Origin of the sequence: Psychrosphaera haliotis, from assembly GCF_009728465.1 — a bacterium.
Taxonomy (GTDB): Bacteria; Pseudomonadota; Gammaproteobacteria; order Enterobacterales; family Alteromonadaceae; genus Psychrosphaera; species Psychrosphaera haliotis.
In genome coordinates, this window is record NZ_WOCD01000003.1 from 969632 (window position 1) to 985253 (window position 15622).

Annotated in this window: 15 protein-coding genes and 2 pseudogenes; 9 read left to right on the plus strand and 8 right to left on the minus strand. The window is 40.7% G+C overall.

Features of this window, described 5'->3' with window-relative positions; genetic code table 11:
* Positions 1-40 precede the first annotated feature (40 nt).
* Both glnA and GNP35_RS09255 read right to left on the minus strand, forming a co-directional pair.
* Complete coding sequence (gene glnA / locus GNP35_RS09250) at positions 41-1447, minus strand: glutamate--ammonia ligase (RefSeq protein ID WP_155695819.1); 1407 nt, start codon at positions 1445-1447, stop codon at positions 41-43.
* 232 nt (positions 1448-1679) lie between these two features.
* Positions 1680-2582: a phosphoribulokinase gene (locus GNP35_RS09255; protein ID WP_155695820.1), complete on the minus strand. Its 903-nt coding sequence runs from the start codon at positions 2580-2582 to the stop codon at positions 1680-1682.
* 108 nt (positions 2583-2690) lie between these two features.
* Between GNP35_RS09255 and GNP35_RS09260 the strand changes: the two genes are divergently transcribed.
* The 3 genes from GNP35_RS09260 to GNP35_RS09270 are packed head-to-tail and all read left to right on the plus strand — an operon-like array spanning position 2691 to position 4819.
* Entirely contained in the window at positions 2691-3578 is an 888-nt protein-coding gene (locus tag GNP35_RS09260; RefSeq protein WP_155695821.1) for a TolB family protein, read from the plus strand.
* 54 nt (positions 3579-3632) lie between these two features.
* Positions 3633-4043 carry an MAPEG family protein gene (locus tag GNP35_RS09265; protein ID WP_155695822.1) on the plus strand — a complete coding sequence of 137 codons (411 nt, stop codon included), beginning with the start codon at positions 3633-3635 and terminating at the stop codon, positions 4041-4043.
* Between the two features lie 20 nt (positions 4044-4063).
* Positions 4064-4819: a DUF481 domain-containing protein gene (locus GNP35_RS09270; RefSeq protein WP_155695823.1), complete on the plus strand. Its 756-nt coding sequence runs from the start codon at positions 4064-4066 to the stop codon at positions 4817-4819.
* Between the two features lie 8 nt (positions 4820-4827).
* Here GNP35_RS09270 and purD read toward each other — a convergent pair whose 3' ends face one another.
* A complete protein-coding gene (gene purD / locus GNP35_RS09275) occupies positions 4828-6108 on the minus strand; it encodes a phosphoribosylamine--glycine ligase (protein WP_155695824.1) in 1281 nt (426 codons plus the stop codon).
* A 205-nt stretch (positions 6109-6313) separates the two neighbouring features.
* Here purD and GNP35_RS09280 point away from each other — a divergent pair, with 205 nt between their 5' ends.
* A complete protein-coding gene (locus GNP35_RS09280) occupies positions 6314-6613 on the plus strand; it encodes a DUF6482 family protein (protein ID WP_155695825.1) in 300 nt (99 codons plus the stop codon).
* 138 nt (positions 6614-6751) lie between these two features.
* On the plus strand, positions 6752-6967 hold the full coding sequence (locus tag GNP35_RS09285; protein ID WP_155695826.1) for a TIGR02450 family Trp-rich protein: 216 nt from the start codon (positions 6752-6754) through the stop codon (positions 6965-6967).
* Positions 6968-7026: 59 nt separating this feature from the next.
* Here GNP35_RS09285 and GNP35_RS09290 read toward each other — a convergent pair whose 3' ends face one another.
* Together GNP35_RS09290 and GNP35_RS09295 are read right to left on the minus strand one after the other, a co-directional pair.
* Positions 7027-7908, minus strand: coding sequence for a class I SAM-dependent methyltransferase (locus tag GNP35_RS09290; RefSeq protein ID WP_230961352.1), 882 nt, complete (start codon positions 7906-7908; stop codon positions 7027-7029).
* Positions 7909-7965: 57 nt separating this feature from the next.
* Entirely contained in the window at positions 7966-8670 is a 705-nt protein-coding gene (locus GNP35_RS09295) for a 23S rRNA (adenine(2030)-N(6))-methyltransferase RlmJ (protein ID WP_230961353.1), read from the minus strand.
* A 311-nt stretch (positions 8671-8981) separates the two neighbouring features.
* Here GNP35_RS09295 and prmA point away from each other — a divergent pair, with 311 nt between their 5' ends.
* The 4 genes and pseudogenes from prmA to purH all read left to right on the plus strand — a co-directional run bounded on the left by prmA (position 8982) and on the right by purH (position 13217).
* Positions 8982-9863 carry a 50S ribosomal protein L11 methyltransferase gene (gene prmA, locus GNP35_RS09300; RefSeq protein ID WP_155695827.1) on the plus strand — a complete coding sequence of 294 codons (882 nt, stop codon included), beginning with the start codon at positions 8982-8984 and terminating at the stop codon, positions 9861-9863.
* A 293-nt stretch (positions 9864-10156) separates the two neighbouring features.
* A pseudogene (dusB, locus tag GNP35_RS09305) lies at positions 10157-11118 on the plus strand (tRNA dihydrouridine synthase DusB).
* A gap of 69 nt (positions 11119-11187) precedes the next feature.
* The gene (gene fis, locus GNP35_RS09310; protein WP_155695828.1) at positions 11188-11478 is read left to right on the plus strand and encodes a DNA-binding transcriptional regulator Fis; all 291 of its coding nucleotides are present in this window, start codon (positions 11188-11190) and stop codon (positions 11476-11478) included.
* A gap of 126 nt (positions 11479-11604) precedes the next feature.
* Positions 11605-13217 (plus strand): annotated as a pseudogene (purH, locus tag GNP35_RS09315) (bifunctional phosphoribosylaminoimidazolecarboxamide formyltransferase/IMP cyclohydrolase).
* 179 nt (positions 13218-13396) lie between these two features.
* On the opposite strand, the gene GNP35_RS09320 reads toward purH, so the two are convergent.
* From GNP35_RS09320 to GNP35_RS09330, 3 genes are read right to left on the minus strand one after another with little or no spacing between them, the layout of a single operon-like run.
* Positions 13397-14263, minus strand: coding sequence for a hypothetical protein (locus GNP35_RS09320; RefSeq protein WP_155695829.1), 867 nt, complete (start codon positions 14261-14263; stop codon positions 13397-13399).
* Between the two features lie 14 nt (positions 14264-14277).
* The gene (locus GNP35_RS09325; RefSeq protein WP_155695830.1) at positions 14278-14508 is read right to left on the minus strand and encodes a hypothetical protein; all 231 of its coding nucleotides are present in this window, start codon (positions 14506-14508) and stop codon (positions 14278-14280) included.
* Between the two features lie 10 nt (positions 14509-14518).
* Complete coding sequence (locus tag GNP35_RS09330) at positions 14519-15358, minus strand: lipase family protein (protein ID WP_414153693.1); 840 nt, start codon at positions 15356-15358, stop codon at positions 14519-14521.
* Positions 15359-15622 lie beyond the last annotated feature (264 nt).

The following is a 15622-nucleotide window of genomic DNA, read 5'->3' on the forward strand; positions in this document are numbered from 1 at the left end:
TGCTATGAGTGGGCTTTACTTAAAAGATTAACAGCTTAGCTTAAAGGCTGTAGTACATCTCAAACTCAATTGGGTGAGTTGTCATGTTTAATCTTTCTACTTCTTGACGTTTAAGGTCAATGTAAGCATCAATCATGTCGTCAGTCATAACGCCACCAGCTGTTAAGAATTCACGGTCAGCATCAAGTGCATTTAACGCTTCTTCTAGTGATGATGCAACTTGTGGAATTGCAGCTGCTTCTTCAGCAGGCAAGTCATATAAGTCTTTGTCCATCGCATCGCCAGGGTGGATTTTGTTTTTAATACCGTCTAGGCCAGCCATTAACATTGAAGTAAATGCTAAGTACGGGTTACCTGTAGGGTCAGGGAAACGAACTTCAATACGACGTGCTTTTGGCGAAGGTACTACCGGAATACGAATAGATGCAGAACGGTTACGTGCAGAGTAAGCAAGCATTACTGGCGCTTCAAATCCTGGTACTAAACGCTTATACGAGTTTGTAGAAGCATTTGTGAAAGCGTTAATTGCTTTAGCATGCTTAATGATGCCGCCAATGTAGTAAAGAGCAGTTTCAGAAAGACCGCCATACTTATCACCAGCAAAAAGGTTCTCGCCACCTTTTTGTAATGACTGATGCACGTGCATACCAGAACCATTGTCACCAACGATTGGCTTAGGCATAAACGTTGCTGTTTTGCCGTATGCATGTGCCATGTTGTGCACAACATACTTATAAATTTGAACTTCATCAGCTTTCTTTACAAGCGTGTTATACAAAGCTGCAATTTCATTTTGACCTGCAGTAGCAACTTCATGGTGATGCGCTTCAACTGTTAAGCCCATTTCTTCCATTACTAAACATGTTGCTGAACGCCAGTCGTGAGATGAGTCAACTGGTGGAACTGGGAAGTAACCGCCCTTAACCATAGGACGATGTCCCATGTTGCCTTCTTCATAATGCTTGTCTGAGTTCCAAGCTGATTCTGATGAATCAATTTTGTAAGATGAACCAGACATATCAGTTTTAAATTTAACATCGTCAAATACGAAGAACTCCGGCTCTGGACCAACAAATACTTCGTCCGCAATGCCTTCAGCACGCATGTAATCTTCTGCACGACGAGCAACAGAACGTGGGTCACGCTCGTAACCTTGCATAGTTGTAGGCTCTACGATGTCACAACGTACGTTAAGCGTTGCAGCTTCTGTAAATGGGTCTAATACCGCAGAGTCTGCATCAGGCATTAAAATCATGTCAGATTCGTTAATGCCTTTCCAACCTGAAATTGAAGAGCCGTCAAACATTTTACCGTCTTCAAAAAAGTCTTCATCAATTTGGTGCGAAGGAATAGTTACGTGCTGTTCTTTACCGATTGTGTCGGTAAAACGTAAATCAATAAACTTAACTTCATATTCTTTAATTAGGTTTAAAACCGAATCAGACATTTTTCTCTCCAAGATGATAAATATTGTCTTTTACAAACAACGTATGTTGTCCTATACCGAACCAAGAGCCAAATTCATGCCAATTAAAATAATGATTTAATTCAACAGGTTACTTGGCTCCTAATTATTAAAACTGTCAAGTTGCACCATTTTGGTTCATTTTCCGCACCAATATGATCCAAGCGTTACTTTTTGTGCACTCAAAGTGTAGTGCGTTAACTTAGTTTGTCCGTTATTTCTTATTATCTATCCAATCTAGCTGGCCAATAAGCTTGCGACGCTTTTCAATCAAGTTTTGAATTAAAGGAGTCATGATCAACTCCAAGGCTAAGCCCATTTTTCCGCCTGGGACAACAAAGGTGTTTATACGAGACATAAACGACCCGTCTATCATTTGTAATAAATATGGGAAATCTACGCCTTTTAGATCACGAAAACGAATAACCACAAAACTCTCGTCTAACGTTGGTATATCTTTGGCACTAAATGGGTTTGAAGTATCAACAGTAGGCACTCGTTGAAAGTTAATATGTGTTCTAGAAAACTGCGGAGTAATATGCGTGAAATAGTCTTCCATACTGCGCACTATCGAGCTCATTACCGCTTCTCTACTGTGTCCACGCTGATTTGTGTCACGAATGATCTTTTGAATCCACTCTAAATTAACAATGGGTACCATGCCTATTAGCAAATCGACATGTTTAGCTACATCGTGCTCTTCTGTTACCGCCCCGCCGTGCAAGCCTTCATAAAAAAGACAGTCGGTATTTGCACGCAACTCTTCCCATGGCGTAAACGTTCCCGGCATTTGATTGTAAGGCACAGCCTCATCAAAAGAGTGCAAATACTTACGAACATTACCCGTGCCCGTTTCAGAATAGCTTTTGAACAATGATTCTAACGCGCCAAAATCATTTGCTTCTGAGCCAAAGTAAGAAATATGTTTGCCTTGCTCTTGCGCTTTACGAATTTCAACATCCATTTCAGCTCGAGCGTAACGATGGAAGCTATCGCCCTCTAATTGCGCGGCATCTACGTTCAAGTTCCGAAAAATGTGCGTAATTGCGTTTGTGGTTGTTGTTGTTCCTGCGCCAGAGGAACCTGTCACTGCAATAATTGGGTGTTTAACCGACATAGAATTTTTTCTTAGTTAAGAGTATGGTTTGTTATAAAGTGATAACACCAACCCGTCAAGTCTTGCGCTAACGGACACCACTCTAAAAATAATAAAAAAGGACCGCTCATGCGCTTATCTATATTTGCTCTTAGTCTTACTCTTGCTTTGCCTGCTGTGGCACAGACCGACATTTGGTTAATCGATTTTAATGACGATAAAAAGTTAGATATATCAACAGCAAAAAATATCACAAATAGAAAAGGCTACGACAATCAGCCATCATTTAGCGAAGACGGTAAAGGTTTGTATTACACAAAAATGTTATCTACCACTCAAGGCGAACAACAGGCTGATATTTTTTATTATAATTTTATGACGCAGTCTCATGCCAATTTAACCCGAACGCAACAAACCAGTGAGTATTCCCCTTTAGAAACACCACTTAAAGACAATCAACTCTCCATCATTAAAGTTGAGCCCGACGGCGTGCAGCGACTATGGACAGTCAATACAAAGTCAGGTCAGCAGGCCATGTTAAACAGAGAAGCTAAACCGGTTGGTTACCATGCTTGGGGCAAAAACAGTGATTTGACTACTTTTGTTTTAGGCGAACCTATGACCCTGCAATACTTGCCTTCATTTAACGCTAAATCTGCATTAAAAATTGATAAAAATATTGGTCGTAGCATTAGATACAATGCAAAAGAAGATTGGTTTAGTTATTCAAAAGGCGACGATAAAACACAAACTGTTTGGGCATTTGACGCTAATACCAAACAAACAAATGAACTGATTTCTTTGCCTCCGCGTAGTCAATATTACACCTGGTTAAATAGTCATACGTTATTATCTTCTAAAGCTAATCAGTTAGTTACTTGGAATATCAATAGCGAAAAAGAGTGGGAAACGTTAGCTGATGTTAGTTCTATTTGCTCAACGGGCATTTCTAGAATTGCAGTAAACAAAGACCAGTCAAAATTAGCCTTGGTTTGCAACGAAGCCATTAGTAAATAACGGTAGTAGTCAATGAATGCACTTAACGTAAGAATACAAAATACGGACTATTGAATGAACGAATTACAAATATTAATCTACAGTCTAGTTGCAGCTGCACTGCTGCCTTATTTAGCAAAAGCTCCATTGGCGCTAGCTATGCATAAGTCTGGTAAAGAAGACGCTAAAGGTTACGACAACAAACATCCAAGAGAACAACAACGCAGCCTAAAGGGTTTTGGCGCTCGTTGCTTAGCGGCACATGAAAACTCATTTGAGGCGTTGGCGTTATTTGCCCCTGCCGTCTTGCTTGCTATCGCTACCAGTAATGTTACTGGCTTTACTGCAACATTAGCGTCTGTATTTGTAGCTTGCCGAGTTGCCTATCTTGCCTGCTATTGGCTCAATTGGGATATTGCACGAAGCACAGTTTGGCTGATAGGGATTGTATCTACCGTAACAATGATGATAGATTGCGCGCCCTAATTTAGCAGGCTAAGGACGTTATGAAGTTTAATAACACGTTAATTACATCAGCAATTCTTTCTTCACTTCTTATCTCTACTGGCGTTTCCGCCATTGACGAAACAGAGTCACTAAGACAACGCTCTCAAGATAAGCACAGCTTCACTAGCTTATCTATTGATTTGTCGGGTAAAAGCGGTAACTCTGATAAAGAAGACTTTTCTTTTGGTATTTATCACTCAGAAAGACGAGACCAACATTTTGGTTTTGTAATGGCAAGTCGCGACTACGCTAAAAGCAATGATGTAAAAAGTGAAGACAGCTCGTTTTTACACGCTAGATATAATTACTACTTTAGTAAAACGGAAGCGTTTGAAGTTTTTGCACAGAGCAATACTGACGATTTTAAATCATTGGAATCTAGAAACTTAGTGGGTGTGGCTTACCGCAAAGAGTTTTCAGAAAAAACCACAGCAGGCTTAGGTATTTTTCAAGAACAAGAAGAGTACAACGTAAATGGTCAAAAGGTTGAGTTTGATCAAACTCGATTGAGCCTTTATTGGGTAACCACATTGCCATTAGCAAACGGCGCTGAGCTATCAAATACTCTTTATTACCAGCCAGACGTTACAAAGTTTAGCGATTTTAGAGCGTACAATCGTCTAGCGATTAAATCTAAGCTTACAGAAAGCTTGTCGCTTAAGTTTGGTTTATTGGTAGAACATGATAGCCAACCTGTACTTGATGTTGAAAAAACGGACATCAAATATCAAGCTGGCTTCTCATACGAGTTTTAATTTAAAAATTAAGACTCACGTTGAATGGCACGGAATGCGATATCAGTGCGATATTCAACGCCTTGCCATTTAATCTGTTCAACAAGTTTATAAGCAGCTTGTTGGGCAGAAGTTACCGTGTCACCCATTGCGGTTGCACATAATACTCTTCCACCATTTGTAACGACTTCACCGTTTACTTCTTTTGTACCAGCATGAAACGTTTTTGTAGTGTCTGTCGTTGCTGGAATACCAGTAATCACATCACCTTTAGGATAACTTGCCGGGTAACCCGCAGCGGCCAATACAACACCAACAGCTGGACGCGGATCAAATTCAATAATGGCTTTATCTAGCTCACCGGCTAATGCAGTGAAACATAAATCAACTAAGTCAGACTGCATACGCATCATAATAGGTTGTGTTTCTGGATCACCAAATCGACAGTTGTATTCAATAACTTTTGGCGTACCAGATTCATCAATCATTAATCCTGCATATAAAAATCCAGTGTAAGGATGCCCTTCATCTGCCATGCCTTTTACCGTTGGGTAAATAACTTCATCCATAATGCGGTTATGAATTTCTTGTGTCACTACTGGCGCTGGCGAATAAGCACCCATACCACCAGTGTTAGGACCTTCATCGCCATTGTATGCGCGTTTATGATCTTGGCTTGTGGCCATTGGTAATACATTTTTACCATCAACCATAACAATGAAGCTAGCTTCTTCGCCTGTTAAAAACTCTTCAATGACTACCCTTGAGCCTGCATCGCCAAACGCGTTGCCCGCTAACATATCTTTTATTGCATCTTCAGCTTCTTCTAACGTCATCGCAACAATAACGCCCTTGCCTGCTGCCAAACCATCGGCTTTGATTACAATTGGAGCGCCTTGTTCACGCACATAATTGATGGCTGGTTCAATTTCAGTGAAGTTTTGATATGCCCCTGTTGGGATTGCTTGGCGAGCTAAAAAGTCTTTGGTGAATGCTTTAGAGCCTTCTAACTGAGCTGCGCCTTTTGACGGTCCAAATACTTTTAAACCGGCTTGCTCAAATTGGTCAACAACACCGAGTACTAGTGGTGCTTCTGGGCCAACAATTGTTAAATCAATATGCTCTTGTTTAGCAAAATCTAATAGGCCATCAATGTCTTCAGCACCTATTGCTACATTTTTTAGTTTCTTCTCTAAGCTAGTGCCCGCATTACCTGGCGCTACAAATACTGTTTGAACCATGTCATTTTGAGCTGCTTTCCACGCTAACGCATGTTCACGGCCACCACCGCCAATCACCAATATTTTCATATCTTTATCCACTGAATAGAAGGTCATTAAAAAATTGCGCGCGAGTATATCACGACATTAGTGAAAATTATTGACGAATAATTAATCTATTTATAAAAAGCGTCCGTAAACCTTTTTACACCAGAATGTTACTACCTGTGAAAGTACTAAATACAAATGGTGTCTGTGGAAAATTAACCAAGCACTACACCTTTTGGAGCGAAACATGAAACATAGACTTTCTCACCTGAACTTTAATGACATTGAAATTCCTGAAGTAAATATTCACTCATTTGAGATGGGTGATTATTTGTTAGAAGTAGATTACAACGACCACAAAGGTTACGTGTTTGACGACCAAGACAACATTGTAAAGTTTAGAAATGTGACGCAGGTAAAAGAGGCGTTAAATGAATGTCGGGTTAAGCATGCATACCTTGTACATCAATCAGCCTACGACGAGATGTGTGGAGGTGCTGAAGGTAATAGTAGCGAACTCAAAATTGAACTGAATTTTAAGCATTAATAAAGTTAACAGACCAAATACTTTCGGAAGCCGGCTCTGCGAATAAAGTAGCATTGCTGGCTTTTTTCTTGCCATCTCAACCTCATTAATAATGATAAACACCCGCTTTAAAAACAAGTGAAATAAGTGAAATAGATAATGAATAAAGTCAGTCCCAAATCATTGTTCCATAGTAAATGGACCAAAGTAAATATAGAAAACAAAGAAAAGCATTTTGTCATCACCGAAGTAGAGTTTGATGAAGATCAACGAGTGACTAAGTGTGTCATTGAAGCAGCCATGACTCAAAACGAGTACGAGATAAACTGGCGTGAATTGAAGGAGCCCAAACAATGGAAGGTAGGCTGGCAATAAAAAACCGGCTAATTAGCCGGTCTCAAATTTAAATGTATGTTTGTTTATTTGTTAGCAAACTACTTTTTAACAAACTTAAGCGTCATACGATCGCTCTCGCCAATAGCAACATACTTTGCTTTATCAACATCACCATTTGCCAAACGAGGTGGCAATGTCCAAACACCTTTAGGGTGATCGGCTGTGTCTTTTGCATTAGCATTAATTTCACTGCTTTCTAGCAATTCAAATCCTGCTTTTTCTGCTGCTGCAATCACATAAGACTGCTTCATATAGCCTGAGTTTTTATTCTCAACTTGATCTTGGCTTTCAGGCATTCGGTGTTCAACAACACCTAAAATGCCGCCTTTTTTAAGCGCCTTATTAAATGCTTTAAATGCACCGTCAACGCCTGCATCACCGTCGCCCATGTACCAGTTATGCACGTTTCTAAACGTAAGCACCATATCAGCCGAGCCTTCAGGCGCAATGTCATGTGCCTTTAGATGATGAAACTCAGTAATTTTTAAGCCTTTATACAACGCATTCGTTTTAGCTTCTTCTTTAAAGCCATTTAATGAACGTGCGTAGTAACCTGGTGCTCCTTCATATGGATGAAAGTGCGCTGCGTAAAATTGACCGTTCATTGTTACAACAGGATTGATAATAGACGTATACCAACCACCGCCTGGTAAAATCTCAACCACTGTCATATCTGGCTTCAAGCCAAAAAACTTCAGGGTTTCAGCTGGGTGACGATACATATCACGGTTCGCAGCATCGCCACGTAACGGATTTTTAACCGCCGCGTCTATAACTTCATTGCTTGCAGAAACTAATACTTTGCCGGTTTCTTCCGTCAACGCTTCTGATTCACTTTTAGCACTATTGCCAGAACATGCTGCTAATGCCGCTGTTAATGCAATTGCAGAAGCTGCTTTTACAAAATTACCTTTTAACATTTGTTATTTCCTTTGCGTAATAAACGTTCAATTTAACTGAGTCTAATTAATAAGTTACTACTCTTCAACAAGTTGTTCAGATCTCCATGAGCTGCCCTGCTCACCTAGTTGTTTGTCTAAATAAGGTAGAACCTCTGACATTTGTTCCTTAAGCGTATACGGCGCGTTAATCACTATCATGCCACTGCCTGTCATGCCTCGCTCATCAGTATCTGGCAGCACGTTTAGTTCAAATACTTGAATATCTTTAATGCCTGATTTTTTAAGTGCATGCTCCATACCGTCAATACGGTAACGGTCTACTACCGGATACCAGATCATATAAACACCAGACTCAAAGCGAGATGTCATGGCCGTTACGTATTCAACAACACGATGATAATCTTCTTTTAGTTCATAAGGAGGATCAATAATGGCCACACCGCGACGGCTTGGTGGTGGAAATAAACCAACACTTTCTTTAAAACCATCACCTTTAATTACTTTTCGGTAGCGATTTGTTCGCACAAAGGTACGCAATAACTCAAAATCACTCGGATGTAATTCATGAAAAAAGCCTTTACCTTCTAACGGCAACTCATCCAATGCGAACCAAGGAGAGCCCGGGTAAACATTTAAGTCAGTTTGCTCTGACTCGCTGTTAAAGCGACGAACGGCAGACACGTAATCTTGCAAAGGTTCTGGCATGGTTTTGCTATCAAGCGACCATAACTTGCCAATACCCGTGTTGTACTCTTTGTTTTTTTGACCAAACTCATCCATTAACTGATATGCACCAGCACCTGCATGAGTATCAATAATGCTGTAAGGTTTATTTTTTTGCCTAGGTATTTAAGTACAAGTTGATAAACCGTGTGTTTTAACACATCAGCGTGGTTGCCAGCATGGAAGCCGTGGCGATAGCTCAGCATATAAAAGCCTTAATTAGTAACATGGGTAAATAAATTAACCTCATTTTAACAGCTGATTGAATAAAGCGGGAACAAAAGCGAAGGTTTATTCCATATGCCAATTCCTTCCTAGGCCAAATTAAACTAAAATTGCGTCTTTAGAATGACAGTTTGGGAAAAATTATGGCTTGGGTGCAAATACGATTTGCGGTTTTAGCGGATCATGTTGATTCGATGAGTGACTTTTTGATGGATATCGGATGCCAGTCCGTTACGTTTACCGCGAGTAACGAGCAACAAGCAATATACGAATTAAAACCGGGCGATATTAACTACTGGGCAACCTCTACCTGCGTTGGTTTATTTGATGCCGCCGACGACATGGACTTTGTTGCAAGGTCTATTGCCAACCATCCTAATATGGATAAAGACTTCAGCTACAAAATAGAACAAGTTGAAGACAAAGACTGGGAACGCGAATGGATGGATAACTTCCACCCTATTAAATTTGGTGAACGTTTATGGATTTGCCCAAGCTGGCGCGACATCCCAGACCCAGACGCGATCAACGTAATTTTAGATCCAGGACTCGCATTTGGTACCGGTACTCATGCCACCACTGCTTTGTGTTTAAAGTGGTTAGAAGCAATGGACTTGAGCGATAAAACGGTCTTGGACTTTGGTTGTGGTAGTGGCATTTTAGCAATTGCGGCGCTTAAACTTGGTGCCAAACGAGCTATTGGTATCGATATTGATCCTAAAGCGATCATCGCCAGCCAAGAAAACGCAGAAAGAAATGGTGTTGCGGATCAAATCGAATTGTATTTGCCAGAAGACGCACCTCAATTTGATACTGAAGTGATTGTGGCCAACATTTTAGCCGGACCATTAAAAGAGCTCAAAGAAGTCATTTGTGGCTACGGACAACCTGGCACATTGGTGGCACTTTCAGGTATTTTGGCCGAGCAAGCCAATGATGTTGCCAACGCTTATCAAGAGTTGACCGAGCTTTTACCTCCTGAACAAGAAGATGAGTGGGTAAGAATTAACGGAAAAATAAAATAATCTAATTTATTTTAGTTAATAGGTGCAACTTTTTCATTGTACCTCTACTCAATAATGAGACCGCTTGTCAACATGTCCGCGGCCTTTTTAGTGCTTTTTTCACTAACTATTTAGCAAATCTAACAATTTTTTTTAGTGTTAATACTCAAAATTAAATGTCAATAGTAAAGACCGAAAAAAACACAAAATTGTTTAAAAAACAACCTTTGATTTTGTCGAAAAAAACAGTAAACTTGCCGCCCTTTTTTGGGACAGCCTGTAAACATAGTCGTTAAGAGAAGGTAACCATTAACATGCAAATTGGTCCATACACATTAGACAACAATTTAATTGTTGCGCCAATGGCCGGTGTGACCGATCGACCTTTTCGACAGCTTTGTAGAAAAATGGGTGCTGGGTTAGCAGTGTCAGAAATGTTGTCTTCCAATCCTAAGGTTTGGAAAACAGATAAGTCATTGAATCGAATGGATCACATGGGTGAAACAGGCATACGTTCTGTTCAAATTGCCGGTGCGGATCCAGACTTAATGGCGGAAGCGGCAGCATTTAATGAGAAGAACGGCGCTCAAATTATAGATATTAATATGGGTTGTCCGGCCAAAAAGTAAATAAGAAGATGGCAGGGTCTGCCTTAATGCAGTATCCAGAATTAGTCGAGAGTATCGTTAAGTCTGTGGTAGGGGCAGTAAAGATTCCAGTAACACTTAAAACCCGTACTGGTTGGGATCCTGACAATCGAAATGGTTTGGAAATCGCGAAAATTGCTGAACGGAATGGAATTCAATGTTTAGCAGTACACGGTCGAACCCGTGCTTGCATGTATAAAGGCAACGCGGAATACCACACTATTAGAGAAATTAAAGAAGCGATAAGCATTCCGGTGATTGCGAACGGAGACATACGTACTCCACAGCAAGCTAAAGAAGTTTTAGAGTTTACAAACGCGGACGGTCTTATGATTGGACGTGGAGCGCAAGGTCGACCTTGGATATTTAGAGAGGTAGACCACTTTTTACGAACCGGTCATATTCTGGCGCCACCAGAGAAGGAAGAGGTTCGTAGCATATTGTTGGAGCATGTCGCGAATTTGCACCAACTATATGGCGATGTGATGGGGCCCCGAATTGCACGTAAGCATGTTGGGTGGTACCTAGAAGATCAAGACACGGATAGGTCATTTCGAAAACTGTTTAATGGAATTGAATCTGGTGAGGTTCAAATCGAAACATTAAATGGGTATTTCGACCAAATTTAAACAAAAGAAGATTACTGCCCACAACACAGTAATTTTAGTCTTAACAATTTTAGAGAGAAGAAGTAAACAATGTTTGATCAAAACGTACAGACTCCGTTCATTACAAATGCACACATCCAAACAGCTGACAAGCCTCAGCCGTTACGTAACGAAGTTAAAAAAGCAGTTCGTAACTACTTACAAACGTTAAATGGTCAAGATTCTACTGAAGTATACGACTTGGTTTTATCTGAGTTAGAAAAGCCACTTCTAGAAGAGATTATGACTTATACTCGCGGCAACCAAACAAGAGCTGCGAATATGCTAGGCATTAACCGTGGCACACTTCGCAAGAAGTTAAAAAAATACGGCATGAACTAATTCAGCCGCGGAAAGCCCGCAAAAAAGCACCCCACCGGGTGCTTTTTTGTTTCTGCACTAAAATAAATTAAGAATAGAAATACACACTCACTAAACATTAACTTAACAATTAAGGTTAACAACTCAATGGATACATTACGACCTGTTCGCCGCGCTTTAATCAGCGTGTCAGACAAGACTGGTATAGTAGAATTCGCGCGCACATTGGCTTCTCACGGTGTTGAGATTCTTTCAACTGGCGGCACATTCAAACTACTTACAGAAAACGGCGTAAACGCAATTGAAGTTTCAGATCATACTGGTCACCCAGAAATCATGGACGGTCGCGTTAAAACTCTTCACCCAAAAATTCATGGCGGTATTTTAGCTCGTCGTGGCCAAGATGAAGCGGTAATGACAGAAAACAACATATCGGCAATAGATATGGTTGTTGTTAATCTATACCCGTTTGCCAATACAGTAGCAAATCCAGATTGCACATTAGAAGATGCCGTTGAAAACATCGATATTGGTGGTCCAACAATGGTTCGTGCAGCTGCTAAAAATCATAAAGACGTGGTTATTGTTGTGAATGCCAATGATTATGGTCGAATCACTGATGAATTAAATGCGAATAGCGGTGCAACTGAACTAGCTACTCGTTTTGATCTTGCTATTGCAGCCTTTGAACACACTGCGCAATACGACGGCATGATCGCAAACTACTTTGGTACTATGGTTCCTGATTATTCAGAAAACAAAGACGAAGTAGAGAGCTCTAAGTTTTCACGTACTGTTAATATGCAATTCACTAAAAAGTTAGAAATGCGTTACGGTGAAAACAGCCACCAGCAAGCTGCTTTCTACACAGAAAATGGCACTCAAGGCAATGTTGAAGCCTCTATCTCTTCAGCAAAGCAACTACAAGGTAAGGCTTTGTCATACAACAACATTGCCGATACTGATGCCGCACTAGAATGTGTAAAAGAATTTGATCGCCCAGCCTGCGTTATTGTTAAACACGCAAACCCATGTGGTGTTGCAGTTGATGACTCTATCTTAGCCGCCTACGACCGCGCCTTTAAGACGGATCCAACATCAGCATTTGGAGGCATCATTGCTTTCAACCGCGAATTGGACGCTGACACAGCAGAAGCTATTGTTTCTCGTCAGTTTGTTGAAGTCATCATCGCACCAAAAATTAGCGCCGAAGCCGTGCAAATTGTTTCAGCTAAAAAGAACGTTCGTTTATTAGAATGTGGTGAGTGGGACTTAAGCGGCAAAGGCAAAACAACAGCTCCTGACATTAAACGTGTTAATGGTGGCTTGTTAGTTCAAGACCGTGACCAAGGCATGATCACGCTAGACGACTTAAAAATGTTTCTAAAGTGCAACCTACAGAAGCTCAGTTAAAAGACATGCTGTTCTGCTGGAAAGTGGCTAAGTTTGTTAAGTCGAACGCCATTGTTTATGCAAAAAATGAGATGACTGTTGGTGTTGGTGCAGGCCAAATGAGTCGCGTTTATTCAGCAAAAATTGCTGGTATAAAAGCCGCTGACGAAGGGCTAGAAGTTCCAGGGTCAGTAATGGCATCGGATGCATTCTTCCCATTCCGTGACGGTATTGATGCGGCTGCTGAAGCTGGCATCAAAGCAATTATCCAACCGGGTGGCTCAATGCGTGACGAGGAAGTAATTGCAGCTGCTGACGAACACGGCATTGCAATGGTATTTACTGGCATGCGTCACTTTAGACACTAAGTTTTAGCTCTGTTTCCAGACTAATTCTTAGACAAAACGTCTTAGTAAAAAAAAGGCTCACATCAAATCTTGATTGAGCCTTTTTTAATAGCTATTCCATTTAAAATACAATTGCCCAAGCTAGTCCAAAGTATTCCAGACAAGCCTTTTGGCTATGTGACTTCCTTGTTATCGCTTTGTTATAGCTTGGGATAGGTTTTGATCATCCTTGTTTGGTCGGTCACTTCCACATCCGTTAAAAACACTTTTTTAGCGCCCACTAAATTCACATTAAACGGCAGAGACAAGTCAGCATAACTATCAATATGCGCCGCTACTTCAATTGTCGCTAACTTTGTAACGGTATCACCATCTTTAGTAGCCAATGTTGCCTTAACGGCATAACGTCCCGGCATGTCCGCCTCAATAGGCATATCAACTAACACTCTGCCTGCAGCCTGCTTAAACCTTGGCTGACCTAACGATGCAGTTTCTTTCACATTAGTAAAAGGCACCTTAACCGAGCGCATCACCTTTTTACCGTTAATATCTGCCAATACCAGCGCGTCTAACTCATAAAAGCCATTGATAGCACCAAGTTGTTCAAGTGGCTGAGAAAACTCAACACCGCCATTAGAGAGACTTACATCCACTTGTTCTGACACCGGACTTATTAACGAAAGTGATACATCTTGGGATGCAATGGTTCCGCTCGGCATATCCAAATTAAACGACAAACGGTTATCATTGTTTAACTTTTTAAAACCACTCTTTATATTCAAAACATGCGGCGTATTTTTTTCTTTTACATGAATTAAATAAAGCTCATGGTCTGCTAGTGGCTGGCGAGTTTTTAAAATTGCATTCTGACCATTTGTTAAACCTTTTATAGCAACGCTGCCATCATCAAAACCAGCAAGTTTCATCTGGCTTTGCGTTGCGGTGGGCGACAAGTCGTATTTGATTTTTGAAGTAGAATCTAGCAACTCTAAGTCCTGAATTTCAACACCCGCCGCTTTATACACCTGACCATTGTCGTAAGTCGCCTTAGGCGCTACTCGTATCAAATTATCATTGGTTGTTAGATAAACCGATACACCTTTTTTAACTCCTTACCACTTACCGTTTGCCAATATTCGTCACTGGTTTTTTCAACAAATTGTTGAGCTTGTGAACTCGCTTGGACAGAACTCCATTGGTATACAGTTTGTTCTACCGGCTTTGTGCTTACTTCCTCTGATGAAGTTTGAAGATTGTTATCACCACAACCAACAAGCAGCGCAGGAACAAATATAAATAGATATTTTTTCATTATTTAGCTCCTATATTCGACTACTAATGATTGATGGAAGATTAAAGCAGTCACGGCGACTTTGCTGATGACTGAGAGGCTCGCGCCCTTTTGTTTTGCTTTTATCTGTAAACCAAACAGAGCCAGCCAAAGACTGCGAACTGCAATTTAAGAAACCGTCTGAACACGAGTCTAACCAGTTTTGCGTCACTTCAAGTCCCACTTGGTTTTGATATCCACCGCAATAGCTATCGCCATCCCAAATGGCCGACTCAACATCGCTTCCAACCACCGACTCAAACGGCGCACTTAACGATGGACGCCCCGGCGTACCGTTTAGCCAATTAGCATTATATGACGCCATCCACGACACCTGCTGTTGCTTAACCGCGTTGCTGCCATAACCCAACAACCATCCGAGACTTTGCTCAAAAGAGTTACCGGCAACTACTGCATCGGCCAACGGCGTACCACCACTTGAAGGAGCTAACGCTATTACCTTTACGGTTTTATTGATGATATTTGGATAACGAGAGTCCCACGTTGGGTTTGATAATATCCATCGCACTACATTGCCACCATTTGAATGGGTAATGAGCGTTAGCTGAGAGATATTTTTTGAGTTGATAAATGAAGTTAGCTGCGATGCTAAACAACCTGACGCTCTAGAGTCCCACATGTATTGGTCAAAGTCGCAGTTGATTACCGTGTAGTTATTCGAGTTTGGTAATCCACTCGCCACTTTATTCACAAATGATCCTGTCCAGTAATCATTGTATGCATCGGTTTGGCTTCCTGTTCCATGTATTAATGCGATTCCTTCATTCGCATATGCGTTGCAGCAAACTAAGCTTGCCACGAGCACACTCATTTTGAGTTTATTCATGTTTTTATCCTGTTGATATTTTTATTATATTTTTTATTAGAGGTAAGACCTCCACAACTAAGATAGATAAAAACCAAGTTATTGCAATATTTTTCTAACAATTGAAAAATAACACCACACCAAGCAACAAGAGAGCAAAAACTCTAGAAAAATATTCTAACAATTCCGGTTTAAGCAATCAAAACCACGACTTTCAGGTTTTTCACATGTTTTTTTATAAACAATTGGTAATGCTGAGGATGAATTATA